The sequence below is a fragment of the Variovorax sp. GW822-FHT04E09 genome (assembly GCF_058800845.1).
Genome location: NZ_JBXAMR010000001.1, coordinates 1,005,134 through 1,020,571, shown reverse-complemented (window position 1 = coordinate 1,020,571; position 15,438 = coordinate 1,005,134). Strand labels below are relative to the sequence as shown.

Here is a 15,438-nt window from a genome sequence, read left to right as displayed (position 1 = left end):
TTTGGTTCTTGGTTTGTCGCGATCCTATGAACTTGGTGAGCCTTCTGTTTGGCTCTTTTCCCCATGTTTACATTTGGATATAAATATTTCCGAATCGAACTACCTAAGCCATGACATTTGAGGTACCAAGGCCATTTGTGGTGGGCGTTTTGTCACCCCTGTAGGAAGCCATGATGGAACGTCGATTCAAAAAAATGGCCATTCTTCTTCGCTATGTCTGCAGACCTGCGAGTCTGAATTTCGGCATCAATTCGATGAAAATTTCTAAAGTCAGACAAGTTTTGACGATTGACAAGAAACTTTTCGCGAATTGAGACAGTTGGAAGGAATCGGCATTCGAGCGTTGAGCACTCAGAATGGGGTAGATATTTTTCTTCCGTGGAATGGATTTTTTGTCTTTTGGGTAATTCGAGGGTGAATTTGAAAATTCTCAAAGGGCCTAAAAGATCTAATGAAAAATGTTACTTGCCATCTGATTTTTGGTGCCTGGGTTGCAATTTTTTCGTGATTCTTGGCGATCATTGAAATTAAAATGATGTCCATTGTTTTAATGAAATAGAGAGCAATGGGGGTCGAGGTACTTTCCCCTCTGTCAGCGCACGGAGCGCGGGGATGCATTGCGACAATCGCCGGCGAATTTCGGAAAGGCAGTCGCGCCATGGGTACCGGCATTGATCCCGGCTGATTTCTGTCGCGCCGGCCGGAAGGCCCGAACCGGGTCCGGGCATCGATGCAGCGGGCCCGTCATTTCGTCCGCAATTCACCGCCGGACCGCGGCGCGAATGCTTTGCGGGCACGGGTTTTTCAGGCCGGACGGACGGCGTTTTTCTCGACGCGACCGGCGGATCGTGGGGGCCGCGTCAGGTACCCGGTCCCAGGCAGGCGCTTTGTCACGCTCGCATGCACGCCGGGCAGGGCGCATGGCTCCCTCACCAAAGGGCGCTTCGCTCATGTGCGAAGGCACGGCGATGCCTAGACTGGCCCTGCCATGCATCGCGAACGGTGATCCTCCCTGTGTGGTGTGGGAGGGGCGAGGACACAGCAGCGTGCGTGGCCCTGTTGCTGGAGTGCCTGGGCGAAGGCCTGTTGTCGGTGCGCACCGACGACGCCTTCCGCCACGGGCCGCTTGCAGGCGCGTGAGAACGCGCTAGAACGAAGAGATGGAACGAAGGAGTGCAGCCATGGCCACCCAACCCGATCTTCCGTCTCCGATCACGCCCGACCTGCCGGTCGAGCCCGACGAAGGGCCGGAGCACGCGCCCGACGAGCCCACCGACCCCGAGCCGCCGCCGAGCGCGAGGTAGGCCGAACGCCCCTCGCGCCGCGCTAAGCTCGCGCGATGGATGAAGTCGATTGCGCCGTCATCGGCGCTGGCGTGGTGGGGCTGGCCGTGGCGCGCGCATTGGCGCTCGCGGGCCGGGAGGTGCTGGTGCTGGAGTCCGAAGGGGCGATCGGCACGGGAACGAGTTCGCGCAACAGCGAGGTGATCCACGCGGGCATCTACTACCCGCAGGGTTCGCTGAAGGCGACGCTGTGCGTGGAAGGACGCGACGCGCTGTACAGCTACGCGCAGGCGCGCGGCGTGCCGCACAGCCGCTGCGGCAAGCTCATCGTGGCGACCTCGGCCGAACAGGTGGGGCAGCTCGACGTGATCCGCGCCAAGGCCGCGGCCAACGGCGTGGACGACCTGGTGCTGCTCACCGCGCAGCAAGCCAACGCGATGGAGCCGCAGTTGCATTGCGTCGCGGCGCTGCATTCGCCGAGCACGGGCATCGTCGACAGCCACGCGCTGATGCTGGGCCTGCTCGGCGATCTCGAGAACGCGGGCGGCATGCTGGCACTGAAGTCGCCCATCGAACGGGCCGAATGCGCGGACGGCGCCGTCGTGCTGATCGCCGCCGATGGCACGGCCCTGCGTTGCCGCACCGTGGTCAATGCCGCGGGGCTGGGCGCGCCGGCGCTGGCGCGCCGCTTCGAAGGCATGCCGGCGTCGGTGGTGCCGCGCGAGTACTTCGCCAAGGGCAGCTACTTCACGCTCGCGGGCCGCGCGCCGTTCGGCCGGCTCATCTATCCCGTGCCGGAGCCGGGCGGGCTCGGCGTGCACCTGACGCTCGACCTCGGCGGGCAGGCCAAGTTCGGGCCCGATGTGCAGTGGGTCGAGGCGGCCGACGATCTCGTGGTCGATCCCGCACGCGGCGAGCGTTTCTACGACGAGGTGCGCAGGTACTGGCCGGCGTTACCCGACGGTGCGTTGATCCCCGGCTATGCGGGCATGCGTCCGAAGATCTCGGGGCCGGACGCGCCCGCGGCCGATTTCGTGATCGCGGGGCCCGCCTCGCATGGGGTGCCGGGGCTGGTCCATCTCTTCGGCATCGAGTCGCCGGGACTCACCAGTTGCCTGGCCATCGGACGGCATGTCGCGGACCTGCTCGCCGAGGCCTGATGCATGCACTCGGGCACAACTGAGCACATCTGTCGCGCATGAGGGGCTTTCGAGCCTGTAACATGACAGCACGCCATATGCTGGCGTGAAGCCGCCGGCGCGGTGCCGGTGTCATCACGGAGGAAAGATTCCAATGAGTGCATCCAACAATCTTGAAGCAGCAGCCGAAGACATCGCAAGCGACGTGCGCGGCGTGCTGGCCAGCAAGGACCTGGATTCGGTTCCCCACATCAAGGCGCTGCGCCAACGCATCGACACCAAGCTCGCCATCGCGCGCGAGCTGGCTTCCGAAAAGAGCAAGCTGGCCGCCAAGAAGGCGCGCCAGGCGGCCACCGCCACCAACACCTACGCCCACGACGAACCTTGGCAGGTTGCCGGCGCCGCACTGGCCGTCGGCGTGCTGGTGGGCCTGTTGCTTGGCCGCCGCTGAGCGTCACTGCACCGGCCTGAGCGCACACCGCCGTCCCTTCGTTCGCCGTCGCCACGCTGTGGCCGGTGAGGGCGGAGGCGGCGCATGAGACTGCTGTCCCTGTTCGGGCTCGATGCCCGCATCCGCCGGTTGCGCATCGCCGCCGCCGAAGGTGCGCTGGCGGCCGAGGACCGGGTGCAGTTGCTGCGCATGGCCTGGGAGGACGAGAAGCAGCGCCTGAAGCTGACCCTCGTCCTGGTCGTCGCCGTGCTGGGGCTGACCACCGTCGCGGTGGCGCTGCTGTCGATGGCGGTGGTCGTGCATTGCTGGGACACGCCGTACCGCGTCACCGCCGCCTGGGTGGTGGCCGGTGTCTGGGTGGTGCTGTGGCTGGCGGCCGTCATCGGCCTGATGCGCAGCCTGAGCAATGCCTCCAACAGCTTCGTTCCGACCTTTCAGGAGTTCGAGCGCGACTGGGCCTGGGTCCAGGACCGTTTCAACCTCGGCAAGGACCCGGAGCTGGACGACGAAGCGCCGCGCCCGCCGCGTCCCGCCACGCGCGAAGAGCTGCTGGCCCGCATGGACCGCCAGCGCGAGCGCATCGCCACCCTGCAGGGCGGTCGCGAGACGCAGCCGGCCTCGGGCGAGCCTGCGAACGAGTCGGCTGCGGCCACGGCGTTGCGCATTGCGCGCGAGCACCCGGTGGCTGCCGGGGTGGTCGCTGCCGCCGCCGTGGCGGTGATCCGCCCGAAGCGGCTGTTGCGCTGGGCCACGGTCATTGCGCCGGTGCTCTGGCGCATGCGCTGAGCCACCGGCAGCAAAGAGAAGAACCGGCTCAGGCCTTGCGGCGATCCTGCTGCAACGCCTGGGCCGTTTCGCGGACCAGCCCGGGGCCGCGATAGATCAGGCCGGTGTAGATCTGCACCACGTCCGCGCCCGCGGCGATCTTGGCCTTGGCATCCGCTGCACTCAGGATGCCGCCCACCCCGATGATCGGAAAGTCTTTGCCCAGTGCCGCGCGCAGTTGCGCGATCACGCGGTTGCTGGCTTCGCGCACCGGCGCGCCCGAGAGGCCTCCGGCTTCCTGCGCGTGCGGCAGGCCGGCCACCGCGTCGCGTGCGAGCGTGGTGTTGGTGGCGATCACGCCGTCCATGCCGTGGCGCTGCAGCGTGGCGGCGATCACCGCGACCTGGGCGTCGTCGAGGTCGGGTGCAATCTTCACGAACAGCGGCGCGCGCTTGCCGTGGCGCGTGGCCAGCGCTTCACGCCGCTCGGCCACGGCGCCCAGCAGGGCGTCGAGCGCTTCGTCGCTCTGCAGCGAGCGCAGGTTGGCCGTGTTGGGGCTGGAGATGTTGATCGTCACGTAGTCCGCGTGCGGATAGACGCCGTCCAGGCAGGCCAGGTAGTCGTCCACCGCGCGCTCGATCGGCGTGGCTGCGTTCTTGCCGATGTTCAGGCCCAGCAGCATGGGCGACTTGCTGCCACCGGCCTGCTTGCGGAAACGGGCCTTCTGCACGTTGGCCAGGAAGGCGTCGAGCCCTTCGTTGTTGAAGCCGAGCCGGTTGATCAGTGCATCGCGCTGCGGCAGGCGGAACATGCGCGGCTTCGGGTTGCCGGGCTGGCCCTTGGGCGTGACCGTGCCGACCTCGACGAAACCGAAGCCCATGGCCGCGAAGGCGTCGATGCAGCGCGCGTTCTTGTCCAGCCCGGCGGCCAGGCCGACGCGGTTGGGGAAATTCAGGCCTGCCAGCTGGATCGGGTCTTCGACGCGCGTCGCCGCGTAGGCGCAGGCCAGCGGCGTGTTTTGCGTGCGGGCCAGCCCGTCGAGGGTGATTTCATGGGCGTGCTCGGGGTCGAAACCGAACAGAAAAGGGCGGGCCAGGCCATAGAGCGAAGAGGGCAACAGCAGGGGCATCGGATAATTCTCGACTTCAATGAGCCAAGGATTCTCCGCGATGACCGCACCCGCCTCCCCAACCCCTCTTTCCCAGGATGAACTCAAGGCCCAGGTCGGCCTTGCCGCGCTGGCCTACGTGGTCAAGGGCGAGATCGTCGGCGTGGGCACCGGCTCCACGGTCAACAAGTTCATCGACGCGCTGGCCACGATCAAGGACGAGATCAAGGGCGCCGTCTCCAGTTCGGTCGCGTCCACCGAGCGCCTGCGCGCACTGGGCATCCCGGTGTTCGACAGCAACGAGGTGGAAGAACTGGCCGTCTACATCGATGGCGCCGACGAGATCGACCACCGGGGCTTCATGGTGAAGGGCGGCGGCGCGGCGCTCACGCGCGAGAAGATCGTCGCGGCGCAGTCCAAGCGCTTCGTCTGCATCGCAGACGCCTCCAAGCTGGTCGAGACGCTCGGCGCCTTTCCGCTGCCGGTGGAAGTGATCCCGATGGCCGCGCGCCGCGTGATGCGCCAGTTCGCCGGCCTGGGCGGCATCGCCCAGGTGCGCGAGAAAGACGGCCTGCCGCTGGTGACCGACAACGGCCAGCACATCGTCGACGTGACCGGCCTGCGGATCACCGACCCGCGCGCCTTCGAATCCGAAGTGAGCCAGTGGCCCGGCGTGGTGACGGTGGGGGTATTCGCCCACCAGAAGGCCGACGTGTGCCTGCTGGGCACGGCGTCGGGCGTGAAGACGTTGCAGTTCGCCGGCTGAACGGCGGCGATGCAACACGGGGGCGAGGTCCCCGTCGTCTCTAGAACTTGATGCCGGCCGGGTTGTTCGGGCCCGGTGCGTTCGAGGGCGGTGCCGGCGCGGGGTTCGGCGGCTGCAGGGGCGTGTCGGTCGCACGGGGCGCGGCAGCCGCCGGTGCCTGCTGCGCAACGAGCGGACGCGCTGCGGGCGGCCGATAGCCTGCGGGCAGGCTGTTGCTCTTGGGATAGCCGGCCGCGTCGAGGTAGCGCGACCATTCCACGTCCGAGAAGCCCTTGAGCTGCTGCGACCCGACGGTCAGCAGCGGCAGCGCGTTCTGTCCGCTCAGGCGCTGCAGGGCGTCGACGTCCTCGTTGCTCTTGATGGTGCGTTCCTCGAAGGGAATGCCGCGTGTGGTGAGCAGCGTGCGCGCCTCGTTGCAGGGGCCGCAGCCCTCGCCGCTGTACAGCGTGACGGGGTAGCGCTGTGCCACCTGGCGCAGTTCGTAGGGAAGCCCGCTGTTCGTCGGCGCGTTGACGCCAGCGGGCTGGGGCCCGCCCGTCGGCGCGTTGGTGACGACGGGGGGCTGGTCCGAGAACGTGACCTTGCCGTTCTTGTCGACCTGGCGGTAGACCGCCTGTGCCAGCACGCTGGCGGTCGACAGCACGAGGACCAGGCCGATCAGGCCGCGCATCGGGAGTTTGTAAAAAGTCGGATACATATCTCCCGAGTATCGCAAGCTTCAGCGCCGTATCAAGCGGGCTGGGCCTGAGCCATGCCCTGATGTCGCAGCAGCGCATCAAGCTGCGGCTCGCGGCCCCGGAAGGCCTTGAACGAATCCATGGCGCTGCGGCTGCCACCGGCCTCCAGGATGGCCTGGCGGTATCTGCGGCCAGTTTCGATGTTGGGCTCGCCGTCGGCGCCCACGGTTTCCTCGAAGGCCGCGTAGGCGTCGGCGCTCAGCACCTCGGCCCACTTGTAGCTGTAGTAGCCGGCCGCGTAGCCGCCCGAGAAGATGTGGCTGAAGGTGTTCGGCGTGCGGCTGAACGGCGGCGAGGGCATCACGGCCACTTCGGCGCGCACCTGGCCGAGCAGCGCCATCACGGCGCCCGGCTGGGCGGCGGCGGCCTGGTGCTCGGTGTGCAGCAGCATGTCGAACAGCGAGAACTCGATCTGGCGCAGCGTCTGCAGCCCGCTCTGGAAGTTCTTGGCGGCGGTCATCTTGTCGAAGAGCGCGCGCGGCAGCGGCTCGCCGGTGTCGACGTGGGCCGTCATGTGGGCGAGCACGTCCCATTCCCAGCAGAAGTTCTCCATGAACTGGCTCGGCAGCTCGACCGCGTCCCACTCGACGCCGCTGATGCCTGACACGTCGCGCTCGTTCACCTGCGTGAGCATGTGGTGCAGGCCGTGGCCGAACTCGTGGAAGAGGGTGGTCACGTCGTCGTGCGTGAGCAGCGGCGGCTTGCCGTCGACGCCGCTGGCGAAGTTGCACACCAGCTGCGCCACGGGCGTCTGCAGCACGCCATCGTCGGGGCGCAGCCAGCGGGCGCGCACGTCGTCCATCCAGGCACCGCCGCGCTTGGCGGCGCGGGCGGAGGGGTCGAGGTAGAACTGGCCGACCTTCTGGCCGGCCCGCTCGATGCGGTAGAACTCGACGCTCGGGTGCCAGGTGGGGGCGCTGTCGCGGCGGATCGACACCTCGAACAGCGTCTCGACGATCTTGAACAGGCCCGCCATCACCTTGGGCGCTGGGAAGTACTGCTTCACCTCCTGCTCGCTGAAGGCGTAGCGCGCTTCCTTGAGCTTCTCGCCGACGTAGGTCCAGTCCCAGGCCTGCGGGTCGACGAGGTTCAGCTGTTCGGCCGCGAAGGCGCGCAGGTCGGCCAGGTCGCGCTCGCCGTAGGGCTTGGCCTTGGCGGCGAGGTCGCGCAGGAACTTGACGACCTGCTCGGGCGATTCGGCCATCTTGGGCACGACCGAGAGTTCGCCGAAGTTCTTGTAGCCCAGCAGCTTCGATTCTTCCTCGCGCAGCGCGAGGATCTCGGTGATGAGCGCGGTGTTGTCGAACTTCGGATCGCCGAGTTCGCTGGCGCGCGTCACGTAGGCGCGGTAAAGGGTTTCGCGCAGTGCGCTGCTCTTGGCGAACTGCATCACCGGCAGGTAGCACGGCATCTTGAGCGTGAGCTTGTAGCCCTTCTTGCCTTCGGCCTCGGCGGCCGCGCGCGCGGCGCTCACCACGTCTTCGGGCACACCGTCGAGTTCACCGAGCTGCGCGTAGTGCGCGAAGGCGTCGGTGGCGTCGAGGGCGTTCTCGCTGAACTTCTGGCTCAGCTCGGCCTGGCGTTCCTGGATGTCGGCAAAGCGCTGCTTGGCCTCGCCCTGCAGTTCGGCGCCGCCGAGCACGAAGTTGCGCACGGCGTTCTTGTGCGCCTGGCGCTGCTCGGGATTGAGCGTGGTCGGGTCGATGGCCTTGTACTTGGCATACAGGCGCTCGTCGGAACCCAGGCGGGTCCAGAAGGCGGTGACGCGCGGCATGGCCTCGTTGTAGGCGGCGCGCAGCTCGGGCGTGTCGGCCACGGCGTTGAGATGGCCGACAGCGCCCCAGGCGCGGCTGAAGCGTTCGGAGGCCACGTCGAGCACCTTGGAGATCGCGATCCAGTCGGCCGGGAATTCGGGCGCCGTCACCGTCTGCAGCGCGGCCTCGGCATCGGCCAGCAGCGCGTCGACCGCGGGCGACACGTGTTCGGGCTTGATGCGGTCGAACAGGGGGAGGTCGGTGAAGTCGAGGAGCGGATTGGTCATGTGAAAGATCCTGGGCGAGCGTAGCGAAGCCATTTCGGGAACCACCGCGGAACCGGCTTTGCCGGGCCGCCGGTGGTGCCCCTTGAGGGGGAGGCGGCTACACGCAGTGAGCCAACAACGGAGTGGTTCTTATCTTGCGGCGCGTTCGGCCGCTTCAAGGGTGTTGACCAGAAGCATCGCGCGCGTCATCGGGCCGACGCCGCCGGGCACGGGGGTGATCCAGCCGGCCACTTCCTTCACGCCGTCGAAATCGACGTCGCCGGCCAGCTTGCCGTCGGCCTTGCGGTTCATGCCCACGTCGATGACGACGGCGCCGGGCTTCACCATGTCGGCGGTCAGCAGGTCGAGCTTGCCCACGGCGGCGACGACCACGTCGGCCTGGCGCGTGAGGGCGCCCAGGTCTTTCGTGGCGCTGTGGCAGATGGTGACGGTGGCGCTCTTGGCCAGCAGCATCATGGCCATCGGCTTGCCGACGATGTTGCTGCGGCCGATGACCACGGCGTGCTTGCCGCGCAGGTCGTAGCCGATCGATTCGAGCATCTTCATGCAGCCGTGCGGCGTGCAGGGCCAGAAGCCCGGAGCGCCGGTCATCAGCGCGCCGGCGCTGGCCACGTGGAAGCCGTCGACGTCCTTGGCGGGCGAGATGGTCTCGATGACCTTCTGGCTGTCCATGTGCTTGGGCAGCGGCAATTGAACGAGGATGCCGTGCACCTTGGGGTCGTCGTTGAGGGCACGGATGCGCGCCAACAGATCGGCCTCGCTCAGGTCGGCGGGGTAGGTCTCGAGCGTGGCCGAGAGGCCGGTCTCGGTGCTGTCGTTGACCTTGTGCTTGGTGTAGACCTGGCTCGCCGGATCGCTGCCCACCAGGATGATGGACAGGGCCGGGTTCACGCCGCGGGCCTTCAGCGCAGCGGTGCGGCCGGACACCTCGGCGCGGATGGTTTTGGCGAGGGCGTTGCCGTCGATCAGTTGGGCGGTCATCGGTTTTGATTTTCCAAGTAAAAACGCCCGCTTGCGCAGGCGTGGGGAAGGTGCGTGGCTATCGGAGGGATAGCGGCAGCTCAGGAGGCCTTGGCGGCTGGGGCCGCCTGCCCGAGCGCGATCTTGAGCAGATCGGCCACGGTGTTGGCGTTGAGCTTTTCCATGATGTTGGCGCGGTGCGCCTCCACCGTCTTGATGCTGATGCCCAGGTCGTCGGCGATCTGCTTGTTCAGGCGGCCGGCGACGATGCGCTCGAGCACCTGCGCCTCGCGGCCGGTGAGCTTGGACAGCAGCGCGTCGCGGCTGGCCGACTGCTGGTGCTGCGTGAAGGCGCCGCGTGCGTGCTCGAGCATGCGCTCGACCAGCGACACGAGCTCTTCGTCGTTGAAGGGCTTCTGGATGAAATCCATCGCGCCCTTCTTCATGCTGTCGACCGCCATCGGCACGTCGCCGTGGCCGGTGATGACCACGATCGGCAACGGAGAACGCCGTTCGATCAGTCGATCCTGCAATTCGAGGCCGGTCATGCCGGCCATGCGGATATCGACGATCAGACAGGCGACTTCGCGCGGGTCGTATCGGGAGAGAAAGGATTCGGCGGACTCGAAACAGCGGACTCTGTAGTCCTTGCCTTCGAGCAGCCATTGCAGCGAATCGCGTACGGCTTCGTCGTCATCGACGACATAGACCGTGCCCTTCTTCGGAATCAAACTCATGCAGGTACCTTTGCCTCGTCGCTTGCTACGGAACTGATAGCGTCCAACACCGGAATCCAGAAGGAAAAACGGCATCCGATCACATCCGGGCCATTGTAGATGTTCTCCGCCTGCATCCGGCCGCGGTGCGACTCGACGATGGTGCGGCACAGGTTGAGCCCAATGCCCATGCCCTCGGGCTTGGTGGAGAAGAAGGCCTCGTAGAGCCGGTCCATGACCTCGGGCGAGAGGCCCTTGCCCGTGTCCTGCACCGAGAACTCGATGGCATTGTGCCCCTCGATCACCTTGGGCAGCACGCGCAGCTCGACGCTGCGGCGCGCCAGCGGGCGGTCGGCGATGTCGATGGATTCGGCCGCGTTCTTCAGCAGGTTGACCATCACCTGCTCGATGAGGATCGGGTCGACGCGCACCACCGGCAGCCGCGCGGCCACGTAGTGGTTCAGGCGCACGTTGCGCCGGCGCAGCTCGATGCCCGCGAGTTCGACCGCCTCGCTCACCATCGTGGCGACGTCGGCCGGCGTGCGGTTGGGTTCGCTGCGTTTCACGAAGGAGCGGATGCGCTGGATGATCTGGCCCGCGCGCTGCGCCTGCTTCGAGGTTTTCTCGAGTGCGGCGAGCAGGGCGTCGTTGTCGATCGTCTGGCCCTTGATGCGCGACATCATCCCGTTGCAGTAGTTGGCGATGGCCGTCAGCGGCTGGTTGAGCTCGTGCGCCACGCTGGAGGCCATTTCGCCCATGGTGATCAGGCGGCTTGCGGCCTGGGCCTTGTCGGCCTGCGCGGCGGCCTGCTCTTCGGCGTCGCGGCGCGGCGTGATGTCGGTGGCGATCACCAGCTGCGCCAGGCGGCCGTCGACCCAGGTCAGGTAGCGCGAGCGCACCTCGAGCCACTTGCCCAGGTGCGGCACGAAGATCTCGTTGTTCGCGGTCTGGGCGGCGGTGAGCGTGTCGATGGGCAGGCCGGCGTAGGGGTCGACGTCGTCCAGGCCTTCGTCGTGCGCGTTCGACGGCGGCACGCCGGCTTGCGCCACCATGCCCAAGTGGCCCACGGTGTCGGAGCCGAACCACAGGCGGTACAGCTTGTTGGCGAACAGCAGCTCCTCGCTGCCGATGGGCGCCACCGACACGGCGGCGTCGAGCGCTTCGAGCACGGTGGTGAAGCGTTCGTACGAGGCGGACAGCTGCTCGCGGATGCGCGTCGGCTCGGTGATGTCGGTCATCGACGTCATCCAGCCGGTCTGGTGGCCGCGCGCGTCGATCAGCGGCGACACGTACAGGCGCGCATTGAACACGCTGCCGTTCTTGCGCTTCACGCGCACCTGGAAGCCGCCGGGCAGGGCGCGGCCGTGCAGTTCTTCTTCGAGGCGCTCGTTCATCACCTCGCGGTCGGATTCGAGCCAGTAGGGGAAGGGCGGCGTCTGGCCGACGAGTTCGTCTTCGCTCCAGCCCGTCATGGCGCAGAACGCGGCGTTCACGTAGGTGATGCGGCCTTGCAGGTCGAGCACGCGCATGCCGGTCAGCATGGAGTTTTCCATCGCGCGGCGGAAGTTGGTTTCGGCCACCAGTCGCTGCTGCGCCTGCAGGCGGCGGCGCGTGTGGCGCCAGGTGCCGATCAGCATCCAGCTGGTCATCACGCTGAGGGCGCACACGAGCCAGAAGAGGCCGTTGCCCACCACGCCCTGCGAGGTGCGGTAGGCCTGCGCGCGCAGCATCAGCGCATTGCCCACGGGCGACACCGGCACTTCGTATTCGTTGGTGGCTTCGGTCCAGGGCAGCAGGCGGGTGCCGCTGTTCTTCAGCGGCGTGGTGTTGCCGGCGATGACGTTGCCCTTGGCGTCGAGCAGCGACACGGCATAGCGCGCCTGCACTTCGGAGGGCATGCCGTAGCGCAGCAGGCCGTCGATGGAGAACTCGCCGAGCACGACGCCCGCGAACAGGCCCTGGTCGAACAGCGGGATGTGCAGCTGCAGCATCGCGGCGGGCTCGCCGCCGGCCACGGGCTGCGAATACACCGGCTGGCGCAACTCGCGCGCCAGCGCGTAGTTGCTTTCGATGTCGCCGGGGCGCAGCACGTCGCCGATCAGGTGCTGTTGCGCCGGATGCACGCTGGGTGCGGCATAGCCGGCCTTGAAGCGACGGCGGTCATCGATCCAGCTGATGGTCTGCAGCTCGGGGAACTGGCTCACCAGCGACTCGGCGCGGCTGGTGAACTCGACCGGATCGATCTCGCGGTTGGAGGCATCGCGCGCGATGCGCATCAGCTGTTCCTGCCGCTCCAGCAAACGCAGGCGCATGCGCTGTTGCGCGTACTCGACATCGCGTCGCACCGACTCCTGCTCGCGCTCGACTTCTTCGGAGCGCAGGTACCAGAACGCCGACACGATGGCCGCGAGAAACAGCAGCACGGCCGCCATCGGCGCGAGCATCGCGACGGCGTCCTGCAGCACGGGTGTCTGCTTGCGCCACCACGTGCGCCACCAGGACAGCGGCGAGGCTTTGACGGCACTGCGGGCGACCGCGAGCGGGGAGGAAAGGGGCATGGGCGGAGTTTAGGTGATGGCCCTCCCGGGCAAGAGGCCCTGCCGGGGACGTGCCTCCTTGATATTTCATAATAAGAAATCAACAAGCACTATTTGAAATAGGGAAACTTCTATGCGAAACTCCGGCGCGCTCGGTGCCCAGCGCACTAAATTACAGCCACAGCCCTAAAAGGAGAGACAAGCATGTCGGCAAATCCCGAGAACCTGTTCGGCTCGGCCGCAAACGATGCGGACGCCCAGGAGACGCGTGAATGGATGGATGCACTGTCTTCCGTCATCCAGAGCGAAGGGCCCGAGCGGGCGCACTTCCTGCTCGAACAACTGCTCGAACATGCGCGCCAGAACAGCGTCGACATGCCGTTCTCGGCCAACACCGGCTACGTGAACACCATCGAGCCGGGCGTGGAAGCCCGCAGCCCCGGCAACCTCGAGATCGAACAGCGCCTGCGCGCCTACATGCGCTGGAACGCCATGGCCATGGTGGTCAAGGCCAACCGCATCCACCCGCCCGAAGGCGGTGACCTGGGCGGCCACATCGGCTCCTTCGCCTCTCTGGCCAGCATGTTCGGCGCCGGTTTCAACCACTTCTGGCACGCCGAGAGCGAAAACCACGGCGGCGACCTGCTGTACATCCAGGGCCACGTGTCGCCTGGCATCTATGCCCGCGCCTACCTCGAAGGCCGCCTCTCCGAAGACCAGCTGCTCAACTTCCGTCAGGAAGTCGACGGCAAGGGCCTTTCGAGCTACCCGCACCCGAAGCTGATGCCCGAGTTCTGGCAGTTCCCCACGGTGTCGATGGGCCTGGGCCCGCTGATGGCGATCTACCAGGCGCGCTTCCTGAAGTACCTGCACGCCCGCGGCATCGCCAACACCGAGAGCCGCAAGGTCTGGGTGTTCTGCGGCGACGGCGAAATGGATGAAGTCGAATCGCTCGGCGCCATCGGCCTGGCCGCGCGCGAGAACCTCGACAACCTGATCTTCGTCATCAACTGCAACCTGCAGCGCCTGGACGGCCCGGTGCGCGGCAACGGCAAGATCATCCAGGAGCTCGAAGGCGAGTTCCGCGGCGCCAACTGGAACGTCATCAAGCTCATCTGGGGCAAGGGCTGGGATGCCCTGCTCGAGAAGGACCATGACGGCGCGCTGCGCAAGATCATGATGGAGTGCAACGACGGCGACTACCAGTCGTTCAAGGCCAACGACGGCGCCTATGTGCGCAAGAACTTCTTCGGCCGCGACCCGCGCACGCTGAAGATGGTCGAACACCTGACCGACGACGAGGTCTGGAACCTGCAGCGCGGCGGCCACGACTCGCAGAAGGTGTATGCCGCCTTCCACGCCGCCCAGAACCACAAGGGCCAGCCGTCGGTGCTGCTCGTCAAGACCGTCAAGGGCTTCGGCATGGGCAAGATCGGCGAAGGCAAGAACACGGTTCACCAGACCAAGAAGCTCGGCGACGAGGACATCAAGGCCTTCCGCGACCGCTTCAACATCCCGATTCCCGACAGCCAGATCGCCGAGCTGCCGTTCTACAAGCCGGCCGACGACACGCCGGAAATGCGCTACCTGCACGAGCGCCGCAAGGCCCTGGGCGGTTACCTGCCGCACCGCCGGGTGAAGGCCGACGAGAGCTTCACGGTGCCCTCGCTCGACACCTTCAAGGCGGTGATGGAGCCCACGGCCGAAGGCCGCGAGATCTCGACCACGCAAGCCTACGTGCGCTTCCTCACGCAGCTGCTGCGCGACAAGGCCCTGGGCCCGCGCGTCGTGCCCATCCTGGTGGACGAGGCCCGCACCTTCGGCATGGAAGGCCTGTTCCGCCAGATCGGCATCTACAACCCGCACGGTCAGCAGTACACCCCGGTCGACAAGGACCAGGTCATGTACTACAAGGAAGACAAGGCCGGCCAGATCCTGCAAGAGGGCATCAACGAAGCCGGCGGCATGTCCAGCTGGATCGCGGCGGCCACGTCGTACAGCACGAACAACCGCATCATGGTGCCGTTCTACGTGTACTACTCGATGTTCGGCTTCCAGCGCATCGGCGACCTGGCCTGGGCGGCCGGCGACATGCAGGCCCGCGGCTTCCTGCTGGGCGGCACCTCGGGACGCACCACGCTGAACGGCGAAGGCCTGCAGCACGAAGACGGTCACAGCCACATCCTGGCCAACACCATCCCGAACTGCGTGAGCTACGACCCGACCTTCGCGCACGAAGTCGGCGTGATCCTGCACCACGGCCTCAAGCGCATGGTCGAGAAGCAGGACAACGTCTACTACTACCTGACGCTGCTCAACGAGAACTACGCGATGCCCGGCCTGCAGCCCGGCACCGAAGAGCAGATCATCAAGGGCATGTACCTGTCCAAGCAGGGCCCGGTGGTCAAGGCCGCCAAGGGCGCCAAGGAAGCACCGACCGTGCAACTGCTGGGCAGCGGCACCATCCTGCGCGAGAGCTTTGCTGCGCAAGAACTGCTCGAGAAGGAATGGGGCGTGTCGGCTTCGGTGTGGAGCTGCCCGAGCTTCAACGAGCTGACCCGCGACGGCCAGGACGCCGACCGCTGGAACCTGCTGCACCCCGACCAGACGCCGCGCGTGCCCTTCGTGGCCGAGCAGCTCGGTGCCTCGACCGGCCCGGTGATCGCCTCGACCGACTACATGAAGGCCTACGCCGAGCAGATCCGTCCCTTCGTGCCGAAGGGCCGCAACTACAAGGTGCTGGGCACCGACGGTTTCGGTCGCAGCGACTTCCGCGCCAAGCTGCGCGAACACTTTGAGATCAATCGTCACTACATCGTGGTGGCTGCGCTCAAGGCGCTGAGCGAAGATGGCACCGTGCCGGTGGCCAAGGTGGTGGAAGCGATCAAGAAGTACGGCATCAATGTCGACAAGGTCAACCCGCTTTACGCTTGAA

The 15,438-nt window shown here is 66.4% G+C and carries 12 protein-coding genes; 6 read left to right on the top strand and 6 right to left on the bottom strand.

What is annotated here, in order from left to right; all coding sequences use genetic code 11:
* The first annotated feature begins 1,181 nt into the window (after positions 1-1,181).
* From AC1RL8_RS04855 to AC1RL8_RS04840, 4 genes are all read left to right on the top strand, one after another.
* A complete protein-coding gene (locus AC1RL8_RS04855; RefSeq protein ID WP_062479916.1) occupies positions 1,182-1,304 on the top strand; it encodes a hypothetical protein in 123 nt (40 codons plus the stop codon).
* Between the two features lie 35 nt (positions 1,305-1,339).
* A complete protein-coding gene (locus tag AC1RL8_RS04850) occupies positions 1,340-2,443 on the top strand; it encodes an NAD(P)/FAD-dependent oxidoreductase (RefSeq protein ID WP_492684052.1) in 1,104 nt (367 codons plus the stop codon).
* A gap of 133 nt (positions 2,444-2,576) precedes the next feature.
* Positions 2,577-2,873 (top strand): glycine zipper domain-containing protein, encoded by a 297-nt coding sequence (locus AC1RL8_RS04845; protein ID WP_056580064.1) that lies wholly within the window; start codon positions 2,577-2,579, stop codon positions 2,871-2,873.
* An 84-nt stretch (positions 2,874-2,957) separates the two neighbouring features.
* A complete protein-coding gene (locus tag AC1RL8_RS04840) occupies positions 2,958-3,659 on the top strand; it encodes a phage holin family protein (RefSeq protein ID WP_492684051.1) in 702 nt (233 codons plus the stop codon).
* A gap of 28 nt (positions 3,660-3,687) precedes the next feature.
* Here the strand turns inward: AC1RL8_RS04840 and AC1RL8_RS04835 are convergent, their stop codons facing one another.
* The gene (locus tag AC1RL8_RS04835; protein ID WP_492684050.1) at positions 3,688-4,767 is read right to left on the bottom strand and encodes a quinone-dependent dihydroorotate dehydrogenase; all 1,080 of its coding nucleotides are present in this window, start codon (positions 4,765-4,767) and stop codon (positions 3,688-3,690) included.
* Positions 4,768-4,807: 40 nt separating this feature from the next.
* On the opposite strand from AC1RL8_RS04835, the gene rpiA reads away from it, so the two are divergent.
* A complete protein-coding gene (gene rpiA / locus AC1RL8_RS04830) occupies positions 4,808-5,512 on the top strand; it encodes a ribose-5-phosphate isomerase RpiA (protein ID WP_062479923.1) in 705 nt (234 codons plus the stop codon).
* 40 nt (positions 5,513-5,552) lie between these two features.
* Here the strand turns inward: rpiA and AC1RL8_RS04825 are convergent, their stop codons facing one another.
* The 5 genes from AC1RL8_RS04825 to AC1RL8_RS04805 form a co-directional block, all read right to left on the bottom strand.
* Positions 5,553-6,182: a glutaredoxin family protein gene (locus tag AC1RL8_RS04825; protein ID WP_223301335.1), complete on the bottom strand. Its 630-nt coding sequence runs from the start codon at positions 6,180-6,182 to the stop codon at positions 5,553-5,555.
* Positions 6,183-6,241: 59 nt separating this feature from the next.
* Positions 6,242-8,290 carry a M3 family metallopeptidase gene (locus AC1RL8_RS04820; RefSeq protein ID WP_492684049.1) on the bottom strand — a complete coding sequence of 683 codons (2,049 nt, stop codon included), beginning with the start codon at positions 8,288-8,290 and terminating at the stop codon, positions 6,242-6,244.
* Positions 8,291-8,419: 129 nt separating this feature from the next.
* Complete coding sequence (gene folD / locus AC1RL8_RS04815; protein ID WP_062479931.1) at positions 8,420-9,271, bottom strand: bifunctional methylenetetrahydrofolate dehydrogenase/methenyltetrahydrofolate cyclohydrolase FolD; 852 nt, start codon at positions 9,269-9,271, stop codon at positions 8,420-8,422.
* 80 nt (positions 9,272-9,351) lie between these two features.
* Positions 9,352-9,987: a response regulator transcription factor gene (locus tag AC1RL8_RS04810; RefSeq protein WP_056580071.1), complete on the bottom strand. Its 636-nt coding sequence runs from the start codon at positions 9,985-9,987 to the stop codon at positions 9,352-9,354.
* Entirely contained in the window at positions 9,984-12,524 is a 2,541-nt protein-coding gene (locus AC1RL8_RS04805; RefSeq protein ID WP_062479933.1) for a PAS domain-containing sensor histidine kinase, read from the bottom strand. The genes AC1RL8_RS04810 and AC1RL8_RS04805 overlap by 4 nt, the downstream gene beginning before the upstream one ends.
* A 183-nt stretch (positions 12,525-12,707) precedes the next feature.
* Here AC1RL8_RS04805 and aceE point away from each other — a divergent pair, with 183 nt between their 5' ends.
* Positions 12,708-15,437 (top strand): pyruvate dehydrogenase (acetyl-transferring), homodimeric type, encoded by a 2,730-nt coding sequence (gene aceE / locus AC1RL8_RS04800; RefSeq protein ID WP_492684048.1) that lies wholly within the window; start codon positions 12,708-12,710, stop codon positions 15,435-15,437.
* The last annotated feature ends 1 nt before the right edge of the window (position 15,438 follow it).

Coding starts and splice junctions, on each gene's coding strand:
- AC1RL8_RS04835 (WP_492684050.1), bottom strand. CDS start 4,767: ATGCCCCTGCTGTTGCCCTCTTCGCTCTATGGCCTGGCCCGCCCTTTT.
- aceE (WP_492684048.1), top strand. CDS start 12,708: ATGTCGGCAAATCCCGAGAACCTGTTCGGCTCGGCCGCAAACGATGCG.
- AC1RL8_RS04810 (WP_056580071.1), bottom strand. CDS start 9,987: ATGAGTTTGATTCCGAAGAAGGGCACGGTCTATGTCGTCGATGACGAC.
- AC1RL8_RS04850 (WP_492684052.1), top strand. CDS start 1,340: ATGGATGAAGTCGATTGCGCCGTCATCGGCGCTGGCGTGGTGGGGCTG.
- AC1RL8_RS04840 (WP_492684051.1), top strand. CDS start 2,958: ATGAGACTGCTGTCCCTGTTCGGGCTCGATGCCCGCATCCGCCGGTTG.
- rpiA (WP_062479923.1), top strand. CDS start 4,808: ATGACCGCACCCGCCTCCCCAACCCCTCTTTCCCAGGATGAACTCAAG.
- AC1RL8_RS04845 (WP_056580064.1), top strand. CDS start 2,577: ATGAGTGCATCCAACAATCTTGAAGCAGCAGCCGAAGACATCGCAAGC.
- AC1RL8_RS04805 (WP_062479933.1), bottom strand. CDS start 12,524: ATGCCCCTTTCCTCCCCGCTCGCGGTCGCCCGCAGTGCCGTCAAAGCC.
- AC1RL8_RS04820 (WP_492684049.1), bottom strand. CDS start 8,290: ATGACCAATCCGCTCCTCGACTTCACCGACCTCCCCCTGTTCGACCGC.
- AC1RL8_RS04855 (WP_062479916.1), top strand. CDS start 1,182: ATGGCCACCCAACCCGATCTTCCGTCTCCGATCACGCCCGACCTGCCG.
- folD (WP_062479931.1), bottom strand. CDS start 9,271: ATGACCGCCCAACTGATCGACGGCAACGCCCTCGCCAAAACCATCCGC.
- AC1RL8_RS04825 (WP_223301335.1), bottom strand. CDS start 6,182: ATGCGCGGCCTGATCGGCCTGGTCCTCGTGCTGTCGACCGCCAGCGTG.